This window comes from Flavimaricola marinus, assembly GCF_900184895.1.
Lineage (GTDB): Bacteria > Pseudomonadota > Alphaproteobacteria > Rhodobacterales > Rhodobacteraceae > Flavimaricola > Flavimaricola marinus.
The window spans coordinates 23,935-41,403 of sequence record NZ_FXZK01000008.1; the positions used below are offsets into that span (position 1 = coordinate 23,935).

Annotated in this window: 12 protein-coding genes; 10 read left to right on the forward strand and 2 right to left on the reverse strand. The window is 66.4% G+C overall.

Going from position 1 to position 17,469, the window contains the following annotated elements:
- Positions 1-4: 4 nt before the first annotated feature.
- Positions 5-2,956 (reverse strand): glycosyltransferase, encoded by a 2,952-nt coding sequence (locus tag LOM8899_RS16855; RefSeq protein ID WP_093993424.1) that lies wholly within the window; start codon positions 2,954-2,956, stop codon positions 5-7.
- 264 nt (positions 2,957-3,220) lie between these two features.
- Between LOM8899_RS16855 and LOM8899_RS16860 the strand changes: the two genes are divergently transcribed.
- From LOM8899_RS16860 to LOM8899_RS16875, 4 genes are all read left to right on the forward strand, one after another.
- Positions 3,221-4,426, forward strand: a complete 1,206-nt coding sequence (locus LOM8899_RS16860) for a polysaccharide pyruvyl transferase family protein (protein WP_093993425.1) — start codon at positions 3,221-3,223, stop codon at positions 4,424-4,426.
- 72 nt (positions 4,427-4,498) lie between these two features.
- Positions 4,499-5,167, forward strand: a complete 669-nt coding sequence (locus LOM8899_RS16865; RefSeq protein ID WP_093993426.1) for an FkbM family methyltransferase — start codon at positions 4,499-4,501, stop codon at positions 5,165-5,167.
- A 62-nt stretch (positions 5,168-5,229) separates the two neighbouring features.
- A complete protein-coding gene (locus tag LOM8899_RS16870; protein ID WP_093993427.1) occupies positions 5,230-6,204 on the forward strand; it encodes a class I SAM-dependent methyltransferase in 975 nt (324 codons plus the stop codon).
- On the forward strand, positions 6,201-8,693 hold the full coding sequence (locus LOM8899_RS16875; RefSeq protein ID WP_093993428.1) for a galactosyltransferase-related protein: 2,493 nt from the start codon (positions 6,201-6,203) through the stop codon (positions 8,691-8,693). Before LOM8899_RS16870 ends, LOM8899_RS16875 begins: the two co-directional genes overlap by 4 nt.
- A gap of 13 nt (positions 8,694-8,706) precedes the next feature.
- Here LOM8899_RS16875 and LOM8899_RS16880 read toward each other — a convergent pair whose 3' ends face one another.
- The gene (locus LOM8899_RS16880) at positions 8,707-9,729 is read right to left on the reverse strand and encodes an NAD-dependent epimerase/dehydratase family protein (RefSeq protein ID WP_093993429.1); all 1,023 of its coding nucleotides are present in this window, start codon (positions 9,727-9,729) and stop codon (positions 8,707-8,709) included.
- A 194-nt stretch (positions 9,730-9,923) separates the two neighbouring features.
- Here LOM8899_RS16880 and LOM8899_RS16885 point away from each other — a divergent pair, with 194 nt between their 5' ends.
- The 6 genes from LOM8899_RS16885 (at position 9,924) to LOM8899_RS16910 (ending at position 17,439) form a co-directional block, all read left to right on the forward strand.
- Entirely contained in the window at positions 9,924-10,736 is an 813-nt protein-coding gene (locus LOM8899_RS16885; protein ID WP_093993430.1) for an ABC transporter permease, read from the forward strand.
- 111 nt (positions 10,737-10,847) lie between these two features.
- On the forward strand, positions 10,848-12,818 hold the full coding sequence (locus tag LOM8899_RS16890) for a glycosyltransferase family 2 protein (protein WP_168770578.1): 1,971 nt from the start codon (positions 10,848-10,850) through the stop codon (positions 12,816-12,818).
- Positions 12,815-13,828, forward strand: coding sequence for a hypothetical protein (locus tag LOM8899_RS16895; protein ID WP_093993432.1), 1,014 nt, complete (start codon positions 12,815-12,817; stop codon positions 13,826-13,828). Before LOM8899_RS16890 ends, LOM8899_RS16895 begins: the two co-directional genes overlap by 4 nt.
- Positions 13,821-14,381, forward strand: a complete 561-nt coding sequence (locus LOM8899_RS16900; RefSeq protein WP_093993433.1) for a hypothetical protein — start codon at positions 13,821-13,823, stop codon at positions 14,379-14,381. Before LOM8899_RS16895 ends, LOM8899_RS16900 begins: the two co-directional genes overlap by 8 nt.
- Positions 14,378-15,418, forward strand: coding sequence for a glycosyltransferase family 2 protein (locus LOM8899_RS16905; RefSeq protein WP_093993434.1), 1,041 nt, complete (start codon positions 14,378-14,380; stop codon positions 15,416-15,418). The genes LOM8899_RS16900 and LOM8899_RS16905 overlap by 4 nt, the downstream gene beginning before the upstream one ends.
- Positions 15,415-17,439, forward strand: coding sequence for a hypothetical protein (locus LOM8899_RS16910; protein ID WP_093993435.1), 2,025 nt, complete (start codon positions 15,415-15,417; stop codon positions 17,437-17,439). The genes LOM8899_RS16905 and LOM8899_RS16910 overlap by 4 nt, the downstream gene beginning before the upstream one ends.
- Positions 17,440-17,469 lie beyond the last annotated feature (30 nt).

Consider the following 17,469-nt stretch of genomic DNA (forward strand, 5'->3'; position numbering starts at 1 on the left):
GTTCTTAAACTCGTTTCTCGGGCCGATTGGCCGCGACGGGTGCCAGAAGCTCCGCCGCGTCGGGCCAATCCAGCGCCTCGGCGCGGGCGCGGGCATTTTGTGCAATCGTCTCCAAACGACCCTCGTCCTTGGCCTCGAGCAGGCTGCGCACAGCCGCATCGAGAGCCTCCACACCGGCGCTCGGGTCATAGAGCATGCCCGCCTCATGGCCGTCCAGCACTTCGGCGGTCATCGCCACCCGGGGGATCACCGCCGGCACCCCATAGCTGAGCGCCAGCATCAGCGACCCCGAGGTCAGAATCTTCTGATATGGATAGACCGCAATATCCGCCGCGCGGAAGAACAGCTGCATCTCCATATCGTCGAGGAACCGGTCGGTGGTGCGAATGCGGGCCCGTTCGGCTTGCGACAGCGCCGGGCTGATCTCGGCCAGCAGATCGAACTGCATCACCCCGGCCAGCAGCAGCACCGCGTTGGGCCGCGACGCCAACAGGGTGCGGAACACCCCGATCAGGGCCTCGGCCCCCTTGTAGGGTCGGATCTGGCCGGTAAACAGAACCACATCCGCCTCGGCGGACAGTCCCAGCAGATCACGCGCCGCCTCGCGGCTGACGAAATCGGGATAGGCCCCGATGTAATGGCCGTGGCGCGACACCCGGACCTTCTCTGGCGGGATGCTGAAGCTCTCGCGCACTTCCTCCACCGCCCCCTCGGAATGGATATGGACCGTCTCTGCCAGGGCGACGATCCGCTTGGACAGGTCCGCCTCCAGATCGGCAAAGGTCGCGTCGTGGCTGACGGTGTTGTGCACCGTCCAGATCAGATGACCGCCTGCCGCCACGAAGCGGTGCAGCTTGTCATAGAACTCTTCGACGCGCATGACCGCCTCGGTGCGGTCGGTGACCCGTAGCAGCACGAAGTTCAGCCAGTGCAGGTGGAAGGTCACGTCCCCTGCATTGTCCACCAATTCAAGCATGCGCAGAGCCGCATCGATATCGCCAGCCACGATCTCGAGGTCGGGATCCTGCGTTTGATAGAGCAGCTTCTGATAGGGGTTCGAGCGCGAGTAATCGGGCCAGAACAGCACGATCCGAGTGTCGTCCTTGCGCCGGTAGGTCACCCGGCGGGGCTGTTTCGGATCGGGGATATGCACGTCCCAATACCGGCCAAGCCCCTGACGGGCCAGAGCCTCGCGCTGGACCCGGTAGGTGTTCGATGTCTGATACACCTCGTTGACGCTGGAGGTGTTCTCGCCGTGCCAGCGGCGCTGATAGAGGATTTCCTCGACATGGTGGAAACGGCCGACCTCGCTGAGCTTGAGGAAGATATCGTAATCCACCGCGTTGACGATATCCTCGCGGAACCCGGTGGTGCGCTCCCATGCGGCGCGGCGGAACATCCGGAAATGATGCGCGATCGAGGTGATCATCATCTTTTCGCGGCTGAACACCGGCCAGGCGTATTCGTTCTGAAGATAATTGCCCGCGGCATCGACCCGCTCGCAGGACCCGTAGGCGCAGGCCACGTCGGGATGCTCGTCGAGATGCTCCATCAGGCGGCGGACCGCCCCCGGTTTCAGGGCGTCGTCACTGTCGAGCTGGCCGATATAGATCCCCCGCGACATCCGGATCGCGTTGTTCGAGGCAAAGCCGATGCCGCCATTGGGGTTGGCCTGATAACGAACCCTTGGTTCGCTCCCATAGGTCTTGCTCAGGATCTCGCGGGTGTTGTCGCGCGATCCGTCATCGCTGATGCAAATCTCCAGATCGGTGACGTCCTGGGCCAGAATGCTGTCGATGGCGCGTTCGATATATTTGCCGGCGTTGTAGGCGGGGATATAGACGCTGACCTTCGGCACTTCGAAGCGGCCGTCCTTCTTGCGATCCCAGTGGTTGGGGCAAAGCTGGGTATAGAGCCTGCTGTCGGCGTCGGACGACGCATCGTCGGTCACCAGCACCGGCACGGCCAACGGGACGAAATAGGCGCCGAGGTTATGGGCCCGAAAGGCCAGTTCGCGGCCCGCCATCAGTGGCGCTTCGAACCGGGCGTCCGGCACGCCGGTCCGCGCCAGCAAAGCCGGCGTCAGAGCCATGTTCAGTCCGGCGACCGCGCGAAACGGATAGCGGGCGTTATGGGCCTTGCGCAACGGACCGAGGGTAAAGGGGGTTTCAAAGGCGGCCTTGGGCGCATCGGGCACGATCGTCTGCACGACCGCGTCAGAGACTGCCGCCAGATGGGCCGCTCGGGCCAGGGCCGCTTTGTCCAGCCGGACCTGCCCGGACAGAAACACCAGCAGATCGGCGTCCTCGGCGATTCCGGTCAGCCGGGCCTGCCCCGGCTCGGACATCAGGCTCTGCGCACAGGTTGCGATGCCCTCGGGCAGGGCCCGCCCCTCGGCGCCGAACACCGTCAGACCGATCTCGCCCGCGAAATCCTGCGCCGCCAGATCCGCCGCGAGATCTGCGATCACAGCAGCACTCTGACCTGCATTCTGCCCCGGTTCGACGCTATAGAGCACATGGACCTGACCGATCGCCCCCTGCACATACGGGGCCAGGGTGGTCGCCGCGTCCAGAATGAAGCCCGAATCGTTCTGCGCCCCGGGAAAGGCAGGCAACCCCATCCCCCAAGGGTAGGGCGAGGGATACTCGGCCTGCGGATCCAGCCGCCGCAACGGCGGACGCAAGAGCCCGTCGGTGCGGCCCAGATACTGAGCCGGGATGTCGATCCGCGGCCGGAACGGGCTCTGCTCTGCGGCACGGGCCACCTGCCGGGCATAAACCGCCAGAATTTCGGACGTGCAGTTGGGGTCATATTTCACGGCCTCGAGCGCGGCGGCCGCCGCTTCGGCCTGACCGTCTTCGACAAGCGCAAGGACCCGTAACAGTTTCGACCACACGTTGCGCGGATTGGTAGCTGACGGGCTCGAACGACCGGAATGGGCAGAAATATTCATCGGCAGACCCTGTCTTCTTGGCGCATAGCGTCTATCCCCCTATTGCTGGGCAAACGCAACCAACGCCGGAAGGTCGAATTTTGCCTGACCCGGCCCCATGACACAACCGGCAACCCGGGCCGCCGCCCTGCCGGCCCGGTCCGGCTGCCCGTTCCCGGTCTCAGGGCAAACTCATCGGCGTTTTGCTCAGGAACCGGGCGCGATTGAAACCGGGCCGCAAAACCCGATACCAATGCCACAGCGACCAAAGCACCGGGAGGGCACGTGCCTGCACATTTTGCCTTTCTGGGCACCAGCGGACGGGTCCGCAGGCCACAGCGGTTCCCGCCGGAGGTGCTGCTCTCGGTATTGGGGGCCAACAGCGGCAACCTGATGTTCCAATACGCCGCCAGCCGGATCATCGATGCGCCGGGCCGTCATATCGGCCTGTCCGACATATCCTATACCGACCCACGCGGTCTGGAGGGGGCGCAGGCTCTGATCTTTCCCGCGGCCAACCATCTGCGCACCGGGGTCGACTGGTCCGGGCTCAACGACTATCTGGCCGGCGCGGATCTGCCCCTCGTCGTGCTGGGCCTTGGCGCTCAGGCCACGGCAGGGGCGACGCCGGGCCAGACGATCACCGCCCTGAAATCCGCACCCAGCGTGCTGCGGATGGTCGATATCTTGCGCGATCGGGCCGTGTTCGTCTCTGTCAGGGGGGCCTTCTCGCAAGAGGTCTGTGCCGGGCTCGGATTGGACAGGGTCGAGGTGCTGGGCTGCCCATCGGCCCTGCTCAACCCCGATCCCGGCCTCGGGCGCAGTCTCGCCGCCCGGCTGCAGGCGGCCCGGCAGATGCCCTCGCCACGGATCGCGGTGACCGCCGCCGCCCCCTTCGAAATCGCTCTCGACACGCCCCGCCGCAAGCTGGAGCGCAGGCTCTTTGGCTGGGCGCAGGACCATGACGGGCTTTATGTGCAGCAGTCGGGCGGGCTGGCCGCGATGCAGGCCACCTCCGGTCAATGGCACCGGATCAGCGAGGACGACCGGGCCTCGATCGCATGGGTGCTCGATCCCGAGGCCCGCAGCGACGCGGCAGGCAATCCCCACGCGGTCTGGAACCACTTGCGCAGACACGGGCGGTTCTACACCTCGGCCGCCGACTGGATCGCCGAGATGGGCCCGCTCGACGTGGTGCTGGGCAGTCGGGCGCACGGCACCATGGCCGCCCTTGCCGCCGGCACACCGGGCGTGCTGATCGCCCATGACAGCCGAACGAGCGAACTGGCCCAAACCATGCACCTGCCGCAACTGGACGCCGAGGCCGTTCTGGGGGCAGGCACCCTGGCCGACGCCCTGAGCCACGTGCGCTTTGACGGGGCCGCCTTCGACCGATGGCGGACCCGGACCGCCGCCACTCTGACCGCCGCCTTCGACCGGCTGGACATCCCCGTCGCAGGGCCGGTCCGCGCCCTTGGCACCGCACCCTGATCGGTCCAATCTGGTTTACAAATTTGTAAACCGCGATCCACCAGTCCCGGACCGGCCCAAGAGGAACTGCCCATGCCCCGCCGCCCCCTGCGCGATTTCGAAGAATTCGTGGGCTTTGTCAAAGAGCGGGGCTTTGCGCCCGGCACGGTGATCGACGTGGGCGTCTGTTACGGCACGCCCGAATTGCAGCAGGGCTTTCCCGACGCCTATCACATCCTGTTCGAACCGGTGGCGGAGCTGGAGACGCGAATGCAGGCGCTCACCGGCCGCTACCGGGGGGAGTACCACATGCTGGCCCTCGGGGCCGAGGCAGGCACCCTTCCGATGCGCGTCCCCGAAGGGGCTGTGCAAGTGGCCACTCTGGCCAATCCGGGCACCGGGTCCGATGTGCGGATGGTGCCGGTGCAGACCCTCGACGGGGTTCTGGGCGGGCGGGATCTGGCCGGGCCGATCGTGCTGAAAACCGACTGTCAGGGCTTTGACCTGAACGTGATGAAAGGCGGGCAAGAGGTACTCAAACGCACCGATCTCGTGGTAATGGAGGTGAACATGTTCCACCCCGCCGGGGATGCGGCCTTGGGCGATTTCGGCACCATCGTCGCATGGATGCAAGCGCATGGCTTTGCGGTCTACGATATCCTCAGCTATCAGACCCGGCCTCTCGACGGCGCACTGGGGTATGTCGATCTGGCCTTCGTGCGCGAAGACGGGGCGTTTCGGGCACATCACCGCTGGCAGTGAAGTGATGGACGAGGCCAGCAAGGCAGGCGATAAACCCCAAATACCGATGCAAAGGATCCGGCATGTTCGGCAGAAAGGCCAAGCCACCTCCCGCTGCCCCGACCGCACCGGCGGCAGCGCCCACCGAGGCGGATACCACCCGCGCCCATCACGACCGGTTCCGCGACGGGATCGGAGCGCCGTCCCTGCGCGATCTGGAAACCCTGCTGATGAGCGCCAGCAATCTGGCCGGCACCTACTATCCCGAGGCGCGGAGCGAGGCGGGCTTTGCGCTCTATGCCATGAGCCCCGAGGCCGCCGCCCTGCCGCTCGCCGAACGTATCCCGCCCACCGAGTTCAGGCACTATTACGGCTACAAGGACGGCAAATGGCAGGATGATCTCTACCTGTCCTCCGGCAAGGCGGACGTGCGCAACATGAAGGCGATCCTCGCCGAGGACGGGTTCGACACCATGGGCAAACGCATTCTCGAATTCGGCTGCTCGGCAGGCCGGATGCTGCGGCATCTGGAGGCCGAGGCGCAGGCGGGCGAGGTCTGGGGGTCCGATCTGCACGCCGCGGCGATCCACTGGGCGCAGGCGCATCTGTCGCCACCGTTTCAGTTCTTCACCAATACCACACAGCCGCACCTGCCCTTCGAGGACCGGCACTTCGACCTGATCTTTGCCGGGTCGGTCTGGACCCATATCGGCGAGCTCGGCGACGCATGGCTTCTGGAGATGCGCAGGCTGCTGAAACCCGGCGGCAGGCTCTATCTGACGATCTCGGATCAGGACACGCTGGCCGAGGTGGCGCGGACCGCACCCGCGCACCCGTCCAACGACCACGTCGCCGCGCTCGATGCCGAAACCGGGATGCTCGGGCGGGACTGGACCGCCTTCGTCACCCGCACCACGCCCTGGCTGCAACGCTGCGTCTACCGGCGCGAGGCTTGGCTGGCGCGGGTGGGGGCGTGGATGGATGTGCGGATCGTGCGGCCCGGAGCCTATGGCTGGCAAACCGGGATCCTTCTGGCCAAACCGGTCGAGGGCGCATGACCGATCCGCGTCACATCCGGGCGCAGTTGTCTCCGCCCGTCGATCTGCATGATGGGTTCGAGGTGGATTTTCAGGCGGCACAGAGACTGTTTTCCGACGGCAAAGCGGATCAAGCCGAAGCGATCGTCACGCGGCTGCGCACCGGGCTGACGCGGATCGGCCCCGATCTGGCCGCCGACCGCGCGGCCCGGCTCGATGCGCTCCGCCCCCACCCCATCACCGCCCCGATGCGCGGACAGAGCACCCTGCCCCCCGGCCTCGACGCAGACCAGCCCGCCCTGCCCGGCGTCAGCGTGGTCACCGCCAGCCGGAACCGGACGGAGAACCTGCTGCAAGCCCTCCGCTCGTGGCTCGCCGCTCCCGAGGTGTGCGAAGTGGTCATCGTCGACTGGTCCTCCGACATTCCGGTCTCGGACAGCCTCGCCACCGCCGGTCTGGCCGATCCGCGGATCCGGGTGGCGCGCGTCGAGGACGAGCCCGCATGGGTGCTGACATGGGCGTTCAACCTCGGCTTCCGGCTGGCGCGGCACGGTCGCATTCTCAAGGCCGATGCCGATATCCGGCTCGCGCCCGACTTCTTCGAGACCAACTCGCTGCACAGCGGCCAAGTGATCAGCGGCAACTGGCGGACCGCGCCACAGGGGCAGGAATACATCAACGGGGTGTTCTACACCCACCGGGCCGATCTGGCCGCCGTGCAAGGGTTCAACGAACATATCACCCGCTATGGCTGGGATGACGACGAGCTTTATGACCGGCTGATCCGGGCCGGGGTGGCGCGGGTCGATCTGGCCCCCGGCAGCGTCGCCCATATCGACCATGACGATACCGCTCGGCTGTCGGCCGTGCCCGAGGCGCTGGCCACCGGCTGGACCGATCTGCGGGCGCTGCCGATGTATGGGATCCGGACCAACCGGCTGATCGCCACGCTGATGCCCGACTGGACGCCGGCGCGACGGATGCAGCCCTTTGCCGACGCAGACGGCATCCTGCGCCGCTCTGGTCCGCTGCCGCACCCCGTGCCCGCCCCGATGCAGCGGACCGCCGAGCGGCTGGCCGGGCGCGAGATGCTGTCATGGCAGGCTGGCCCCCGGGTGTTCGAACTTGAGGACGAGGCGCTCGATCTGCTCCTCACGGTGCGCAGGCTGGGCGGAACCACGGCGCTCCATGTGGCGTTGATGCTGGCACGCGCCCCGCTCGATGCGGTGGTGGCCGACAGGCATCTGGTCGTCGATCTCGACCTTGCGGCCCTTCAGGCACGGCCGGAAACCGCGACCGCGCTGAAACAGAGCCTCGTTTCCGCGGCAAGCGGCACGGGACGGCACCTTGTCCTGCGCGGCCATGACGCGCCGGGGCATACTTTTGGCGGGCTGTTCGAGGATCTGGTCCACCTGCCTGCACACACCACGCTCGGCCCGGCACCGGAGGTGAGCCTGCAAGACGCGGACCACGACGCCGCCAGCCCCGTCCTCCGTCTGACGGCCGGGCTGGACCTGCTCCGCCAATTCGACAGCGGCCCGGATCGGGGCACGGTGCCGACCGCCCCGCTTCTTTTGGCCCCAAATACGGCCTTCCCGACCACAGGCCCCCTCGCAGAGACAAAGGCACCGCCCCGGCCACCGTCTCCCGCCGTGATCCCGGGCGGGGCGCGGCGGCTCTATATCGACGCCCGGCACGGGCTGGGCAACCGGCTCCGGGCGATAGGCTCTGCGGCCGCCGTGGCGCGGGCCACCGGGCGCAAAATGATTGTCGTCTGGGAACCCGATCAGCATTGCGAGGCGCGGCTGAGCGATCTCTACCGCTACGACGGTCCGCTGCTGGAACAGAGCGGCGCCCCCGACGGCGCCACCCGGATCAGCTATATGGAGATGGAGGACGGCGCCGTCAAAGATGCGCCCCTCTCGCTGCCCGAAGGGCGCGATGTCTATGTCCGTTCGGCCTATGTGCTCAATCATCCGGCCAGTCATTGGGGGCCGGATGTGGCGTTCTTGCGGGCGCTGCAACCCAGCCCGCAGGTGATGGCGCTGGTGCGCGGGCACAGCCGGAGCAGGCCGCGCCCCGATATCGGGATTCACATCCGGATGCAGGGTGCACCGGGGACCGCCCTGCAAAGCTACGACAGCCCCGAAAACTGGACGGCGGACAGCCACGCCGCGATCCAGCACTGGCGCGAACAAAGCCATCACGACCGGTTCATCGCCCGCACGAGGGCGGTGTTCGACACGATGCCCGATGCGCGGGCCTTCCTCGCCGCCGATACAGCCGAAAGCTACGCGGCGTTCGAGGCGGCCTTTGGCGACCGGGTCTCCCGGCTGGAGCGGCCGCTCTTTGATCGCTCGGCAGAACAGCTGCAATATGCGCTGGCCGATGTGCTGCTCTTGGCGCGGGCGCAGCATTTCCTCGGCAGTCCGTGGAGCTCGTTTTCAGAACTGGTGCTGCGGCTGTCGACCACGATCGAGACACAGGAGAAGGCGGGCACCGACTTTTAGGCTCTGTTTCGCCCTATCGGCCGTAATAATCCCTGAACCACGCCACGAACGCGGCCATGCCATCGGTGATATCGGTCTCTGGGCGATACCCTGTCAGAGCTTGCAACAGGCTCGCATCGGCCCAGGTGGCCGGCACATCACCGGGCTGGATGTCCATCAGGTTGCGGGTCGCTTGCAGGCCGGTCGCCGCTTCGATCGCGGCGATGAAATCGGTCAGGCGCACCTTGTCGGAATTGCCGATATTGACGACGCGGTAGGGGGCCACCGGGGACAGGCTGTCACCGGGGACCGCCGTCTCCGGGCCGCCCGGAACGGCGTCCATCAGCAACCGGATGGCCCGGACCAGATCCTCCACATAGGTGAAATCCCGGAACATGTTGCCGTGATTGTACACGTCGATCGGGTCGCCGTTGAGGATCGCATTGGTGAACTTGTAGGGCGCCATGTCGGGGCGGCCCCACGGGCCATAGACGGTAAAGAACCGGAACATCGTGACGGGCAGCTTGTGGATATGGGCATAGGCATGGCCCATCGCCTCGCCCGCCTTCTTGGTGGCGGCATAGAACGACATCTGGGTGTCGGCCTTATGGCTTTCGGCATAGGGCATCTGGGTGTTGGCCCCGTAAACCGAAGAGGTCGAGGCGATCATCAGATGATCCACGTTCAGGGCGCGGGCCGCCTCCAGCACGTTGAAGGTGCCGACGATATTGGCGTCGATATAGGCGCGGGGGTTTTCGATGCTGTAGCGGACCCCGGCCTGGGCGGCCAGATGGACGATGACGTCGGGAGCAAAGGCACGGGCAGCGGCGTCAAAGGCCCCGTCGGCCTCCAGCAAGGCCTCGGTGGCGCTGAAGCCGGGTTGGGCCGCCAACAGGGCATGGCGATCGCGCTTGAGGCCGACGTCGTAGTAGTCGGTCATCCCGTCGAAGCCATGCACCGTGATGCCCTCGGCCAGCAGCAGGCGGGCGAGGTGAAACCCGATAAAGCCAGCACTGCCGGTCACCAGAACGCGGGTCGGAGGGGCAGACACGGGCATGAGAAGCTCCCTGAGCAAGATACACCGCCCCCGAATACGCGAGGCGGCCGGCGATGAACAGCCAGCCGCGGACGGGACACCCGACGGGCCGGACCGGTGGTCTTCCGCCGACGGTCCCGCGCGATGGGCCAGGCGTCGGGGCAAAGGCACCTCTGCGCTTGCCGGGGCGGCTGCGCTGTGCTTTGCACATTGGCATGAACACAGACGACGCCTTCTCATTGCCGCAACTCGCCCGGTCATCGGCGGCCGTGCGCACGGCCCGCACGATCACGGCGCTGATGCTGCGCGAAATGGGATCGACCTATGGGCGTTCTCCGGGCGGGTATCTGTGGGTGATCGCAGAGCCGATCGGCGTGATCCTGGTGCTGTCGATCGCGTTCTCGCTGATGTTGCGGTCGCCGTCGCTGGGGACGAGCTTCATGCTCTACTACGCCACCGGCTATATGCCCTTCTCGATCTATACCGAGCTGGCGAACAAGACCCAGAGTGCGCTGAACTATTCGCGCCCGCTTCTGGCCTATCCCGGGGTGACGTGGCTCGATGCGGTCCTGGCACGGTTCTTTCTCAACCTGATCACCGGGGCCACGGTCTCTGCAGTGCTGTTCACAGGGATCCTGACCTTTGTCGACACCCAGACCGTGCTCGATATCGGTCCGATCCTGACGGGCATGGGAATGGCCGCCTGTCTGGGGCTGGGAGTCGGAACGCTGAACTGTGTGCTGTTCGGGCTGTTTCCGATCTGGCGGCAGCTTTGGGGGGTGGCGACGCGACCGCTGTTCCTGGCTTCGGGGATCCTGTTTCTGTACGAGGACCTGCCCTCCATCGCGCAGGACATCCTGTGGTGGAACCCGTTGATCCACGTGGTCGGCTGGACCCGGACCGGGTTCTATACCACCTATCACGCCAGCTACGTCTCGTTGACCTATTGCTTCGGGCTGGGGCTGGGGCTTCTGGCGCTGGGGCTGATCTTCCTACGGGCGCATTACAAGCGGGTGCTCGAACAATAGGCCCTCCCCCAAGACGGCGGACCACGGCGATCGGCGCGATTTCAAGCAGACCGGTTGTGGTGCCCTCGATTTTGCGCATAACCCATGGGGGCGATCAAAAGGATAATCTGCATGCTCTCATTGCGCCGAAAGCGCCCGACGCCAAGCTCCGAGCCGCCCAGCAAAGACGTGACGGATGCCTCGGCCGGACGGCTGATATTGCAACGGCTCACCCTGCCCGATCCCGCGATCAGCGATCAGACCGAGATCTTCGTGCGGCTCGATGCCGGAACGGCCCTCGACCTCGATGCCCAGGAGGTTCACTTCCGCCGCGGCGGCACGGCCGCATTCGACACCTATATGGCCCTGTTCAATCTGGGCACATGGGCACAGACGTGCCAGCTCGACGGACTTCAGCTGGATCTGACCGGCGACGGTGCGTTCGATCTGCGCGTCGTTCTGACCCTGCCCGACGATGTCCATCACGCGCTCTACGAGGGGCCGGTGACCTTGTCGGCAGAGCCGGTGCATCTGGAGCTTGCCCCCCTGCTTGCGGCGGCGGGGGCAGCCCCGGATCAAGGGCTCGTCACGTTTGAACTGACCGCCCGCGAAGCCGCCGTGCTGACCGGTGGCAGCTACAGCGCCGCCGTGCTGACCGGTGGCAGCTACAGCGCCGCCCTGCCTGCCCCGGTGGCCGAGCGGGCGCCGCTCAATCTGGCGATGTCGATCACCACCTTCCGGCGCGAAGCGGACGTGACCCGGACCGTGGCCCGCATCTGTGCGTTTCTGGATGGCCCGGGGGCGGCGCTGCTGGAGGCGATGGGGGCGGATGTGCATCTGTTCGTGGTGGATAACGGCCAAAGCGTCAGCTTGCCCGCCCACCCCCGGCTGACCCTGATCCAGAATGCCAATCTCGGTGGCGCCGGCGGTTTTGCCCGCGGTCTCGCCGCGGCTCAGGATGGCGGGTTCAGCCATTGCCTGTTCATGGACGACGACGCCTCCTTCCAGATGGAGAGCCTCGTGCGGACGCTGGCCTTCCTGCGGCTGGCACACAGCCCGAAAGCGGCGGTGGCCGGGGCGATGATCTCGGCGGGTGCACCTTGGGCGATCTGGGAAAACGGCGCTGTATTCGACCGCTTCTGCCGGCCCGAATTCAACGGCACCGACCTGCGCGACCCGGAAGAGGTCGCCACCATGGAGCTCGCCGCCAGCCAACCGAAACCGGCAGGCTTCTACGGTGGATGGTGGTATTTCGCCTTCCCGCTGGATCAGGTGAAACACTACCCGTTCCCGTTCTTCGTGCGCGGCGACGACATCTCGTTCAGCCTCGCGCATCCATTCGAGATCGTGACCCTGTCCGGCGTGGTCTCGTTCCAGGAGGATTTTTCCGCCAAGGAAAGCCCGCAGACCCTGTATCTCGATCTGCGCAATCACCTGCACCAGCACATGGTGCACGACGGCATGGAGATCGGAGCGATGGGCACCGCGCGGATCGCCCTGTGGTTCATCGCCCGCTCCCTGGTGCGGATGCACTACGACAGCGCCGAGGCACAGCTCATGTCCTGGGCCGATCTGATGCAGGGGCCTGCCTTCTTTGCCGAGAACGCCGATATGGCGGCCAAGCGCCCTCAGATCGGAGCGTTGATCCGCGACGAGGCATGGCAAGACATCGGCGGCGATCTGCCGGAGCCCCAAACGTATCGGGAACCGGGGCGGGTCAGTACCATACTGCTGAAACTGTCGCTGAACGGGCATCTGATTCCCGGCTGGCGGCTGATCGGCAAGGACCGGGTCATACCGATCCGCGATCGTGGGCTGATCTGGCCGATCTGGGGCCTGCGCCGGGCCGATTTCATAGATCGACAGGCCGGGCGGCACTATACCGTACAGCACAGCAAACGGCGCTTCTTTGCGCTGGGGCTCAGGACGATGCGCCAGCTTTGGCGCTGGATCAGGCTCTATCCCGGCCTGAAACAGGCCTACAAGGAAAGCTACGGCGATCTTGCCTCCCGTAGGTTCTGGCAAAGTCGGTTCCTGCCGGACCCGACGACGGCGCCCGGCCACGGGACCGAGCAGCCCGCCCCCGCGAGGGCCGCGGAATGATCGGAGAGCTGATCCTCCATCTGGGCGATTTTCGGACCGGGAGCACGGCCATCCAAAGCTGGCTGCGGGATCAGGGGCTGGCGCAGGGCATCTATTATCCGCCCGGATTCAATCACGCGCCACTGGCCCATAGCTTGCCGCATCCGGACGCCCGGGCGCACCATTTTGGTGTCATGGCCGATCACATGGCCGCCTCGGATGCACCCTTTGCGGTGATCTCGGCCGAGCATTTCGAATTCAGCGATCCCGCCGATCTGGCCGAAGCGCTCGCAGCACATATGCCCCGGCAGACAGTGCGGATGCGGCTGATCTCCTATGTGCGGCCTCATCCGCAATCCTATCTGGCACGGTTCGCCGAATCGGCCAAGATCGGCAGCTTTGAAGGTGATCTCGACGGCTATCTCGACTGGCCGCAAACCGTCAAACGGATGACCTATGCACCGCGGTTCGAACGCTGGAAACGGGTCTTCGGCGAGGCATTCCACGTCCGGCTCTATGATCGGAGCCATTTCGTCGGCGGCGATGTGCTGCGCGACTTCGCAAGCTTCGTCACCGGAACCGACCCCGGGCCGCAGACGCTCGAGGCGAACCCGTCACCGGGCCTCGAATCGCTGGCCTATGCCCGCGCCTTTCATCGCGCCATCGGTGCGTTGCCCGACGAAGCGGCGAGCGCCCGCTGGACACTGGGGCGGCATCTGGGGCGGCAAATGACGGCGCTGAACCTGTCGCAAACGCCGCTGCAACTTCACAAGACGCTGGCCGAAAGACTGGTCGAGCAGTTTCAGGACGACGCGGCCGCCACCGACGCCGCCTACTTTGACAACAGCCCACTGTCCAAGGCGCTGGCCGCCGCCCCTGCCCAGGCGTTGGAGGCGCCGCAGTCTCTTGCCCCGGAGGATCACCTCAATCCGCAAGCGATCGAAGCCGTCACCCTGTGGGGCAATATGATGCGGCACGCGCTCGTCGCGCCGGGCGGCTCTGAAATCGTCAATCGGCTCTACCATGAGTGATACGTCGCACAGAGCGCCTCTGGCACTGGATCAAACCCTGATGCCGCTCAGGGAACGGGCCGATTACGGCATAGCAGAGCCGCTTTTCAGTACATCGAACAGCACCGGCCTCGCACCCGGCGTGATGCTTCACCTTGATCCGGAGGCGCGGTTCAGCGGAACCTGGTCGAGCCCCGACGGGCGCCTTGTCGAGATGCACACCGAAGCAACACGGCCCGGTGCCTGGTTCGGTCTGCACATTGCCCTGCCCGGCGAGGCCGCAGATCTGGGACATGTGCGCTGGATCGGAATCGTGGCGCGCACGTCCGCGCTGCACGCCGCCGCGATCCGGGTCGGATTGCGATCCGGGCTGGCCGAGGGCGGTTTTCAGGACAGCTTCTTCGGCCGCCACATCCTCAGCCAGCCCCGGCAGAGCGATCACCACGATCTGCTGTGCCCGGCCGATCTGCCCGATCTGCCGCAGAGGGCCGATTGGCGGGAGTTGGTGCTGTTCCTGCCCCCCGCCGCCCCGCTCGATTGGGTGCTGCACGATTTGCGGATCTACGCCCTATGACAGGGGTGGCCAGACGGCTCCTGAGGGCTGTCAGACGGCGGCTGTCGCGATCGCGCTATGCCATCGACGCGGCACGTCGGGCGCCACCCCCCGCAGCCCTGCGGCCCGCCCTGGTGATCCCGGTGCACAATGATGCCGACGGGCTCGCCCGGCTTCTGGCGCAGGCCAGAGCGATGAATTGCTTTGCCCAGATCGTCGTGGTCGACGACGGCTCGACGCCGCCGGTCACCCTCCCCGAGGGGCCGGGCATGATCCTGCTGCGGCACGACCATGCCAAGGGCGGCGGAGTTGCCCGTAATCTCGGGCTGACGGCGGTGACCGAGCCGCATGTGCTGTTCTTTGACGCCGACGATCTGCTGACCGACGAGCTGCCCCGTCTTCTGACCGCTTTGGGCGGTGCCGGCGATTTCGACTTCTGTCAGTTCAAATACGCCGACAGCCGGGTACAAGCCGAGGCGCTGCGCGGCCACCCCGATTGGGACGAGGTCTTCTGGGAACGGGCGGGGCTGTCGGTCGGGCATCTGCGCGACGCACCGCCACAGGTCTGGCCGGTGCTGGCCCAGACGGCCAACTACCCCTGGAACAAGGTCTATCGGACCGGTTTTCTGCGCGACCACGACATCGGCTGTGCCGCGACACAGGTGCATCAGGACATCCCGCTGCACTGGCTCGGCTATCTGGCGGCGGACCGCATTCTCACCTCCGACCGGATCTGCGCATGGCACCACGTCAATGCCGCCGGCGGGCGGCTGACCAACCGCAGTGGGCCGGAGCGGCTCGAGGTCTTCGACGCCCTCGCCCCCGTCATGGTCGCCGCCGATGCGGCCGATCCGGACTGGCAATGTGCCTTGAGCACCTTCGTGCTCGGCCTGATCGACTGGGGGGAAGGTCAGATTGCACCGGAACTACGATCCGAACTGCGCCACCGGGAAGCCGCGTTCCTGAGCGCGACCGTCGCCCCTTGGCTCCCCGCGATCGAGGGCGCGGATGCGGGACTGGCCCAAAGGATACGGACCCGTATGGAGCCATCCACATGAGCAGCCTCGCCTTTGTTTATCTGGCCCGCGATGCCGGGCCGACATTTGAGGATCTGGCCCGCGACATCGCCGGGCTGACGCGGGCAGGCGATCACGTGGTGATCGTCGAGGACAGAGGCAGCGCCGACACCCCGGCCCGGATCGGGCGCTTTACCGAGCAGGTCGGCTGGGGCGCCGGGGTGGCCGTCACGACAATCCTGACAGGTACCGCGGCGGACGGGGATCTCGGGGTGGCGGCCAATCTCGCGCTCGATTCCCTCCGGGTGCCCGGCGCCGCACGGGACCGAGTGGTGTTCTTCTGCGCCGGGGCGCGGATCGACGGCGACGCCTTTGCACTGGCCCGCGAACACGCCGAGGCGGAGGCGCTGGACGTGATGGCCTTTCCGCTGCGCCAGTGGAGCCACGATCGGGGCCATGTCATCGACGGGCCGGATCTGGCGGAACCGGACCCGAAAGGTCGAACCGGGGAGGCCATCCTCAGCCGCGCCCTGAGCCTGCGTCCGGGTCTCGACGGGATGTTCCTGCGCTGGCCGGTCATCGGGCGCTGCGCCGAAGGCCGGAGCAGTTTCGGCACACTCCATCTCTGGTGGCAGGCCCTGCACTCCGCCGAGCGGCTTGACGTGGCCGGGCAGCCGCTGGGCCACCGCGCCGAACCGGCGGAGCCGGACGCCTCACTGTTTGACGCGCTGACCAGCCTGATCAGCCGGCACAATGATGCCGCTTCTTGGGCGAATGCAGCCCTGCCCCGGCTCCTGGAGGGGGTGACGCCAGGCGCGGTCACAGGTTTGCTTGCGGCGGGGCCAGCCCTGACGAAGGCGATAGGTGACGCCGGCACCGATCCGTTGCTTCGGGCATTTGCCGACGGCGATTTGGACACAGCGCGGCAGCGCTTGCACAGCCTGCGCCAGAGCGGTTCGACCGGGTCTATTCCGCCGGAACAGAGCCTGCTTTCCACGCCAACGGCGCAAACCCGCCCTGCCCGCTTCCGGGTCTGCGTCACCGGCAAGCACAGCCACCGGCAACCCTTTGCCTATGACGCCCTGAGACCGCTCTGGCAGGATGAGGTGACGCTCACCGATACGGCCTCTGAGGCCGACCTGATCGTCATCGCCCACCCGCACAACCTGTCCGATCTGTCCGGCCCTCTGGCAGAGCGGGCGGACGCGGGTACGCCGGTGGCTCTGATCTCGGAAGAGCCATTCTGGGATACGCTCTTTTCGCCGGATCCGTTGGCGCGGGCCGTGACCCTGCCCGCCGCCCATCTGGGCACGATACGGGCGCATCAGGTGACGCATCATCGCAGCGCGATCTTCGATTTCGACCGGATTCCCTACTTTCTGCTGACAGACCCCGGCTACATTCAGCGCTATGCCGAATTGTTCCGGCGAAACGCCGCGCTCTCCGCGCAGGACTGGGCAACCGCCTTCGGCGACCGGCCCCATGACCTCACCTTCATGGCCGAGCGGCGGCCCGAAGCGTTCCATGACATGGTCCTGCCCAGCGGAGATATCGTCGGGCTCTGCGCATGGCGAACACGCTTGGCCGAAAGCTGCACCGAGGGCCGTGTGCAGCGGCTCGGGGCCAGCTGGGGGCATGGGCCCAGCCGGTTCGACCTGATCGACTGGCATGGCGACAAGATTGCGCAAATCGACGGGCAGAGGACACGGATCCTGTCCGGGCTCGAAAACACGCACCAGCCGACCTACCTGTCGGAAAAGCTGTTCGACGCCTTCGCCTGCGGGGCGCGGCCGCTCTATTACGCCAGCCCCGGTCACCGGGTGCACGATCTGGGGATCCCGGCGGGGGCGTGGCTTAATCTCTGGGGGCACAGCGTCGAGGCTGCGGTGACTGCCGTCTATTCGGCCCGCTGGGACGACGCGTTCCATGCCGACTATGCCGCCGCGCAGACGCGGCTTGCCGCGCTGTTTACCGATGCCGACTGCATCGCCGCAGAGCGCGCGCGATTGGGCCGGGCACTGACCCGGGAGGTGGCCCGTCTGGTGCAGTTCGGAGCCGCCTGACAGGCTCTGTCGCGCCGTAACAGAGCCTGT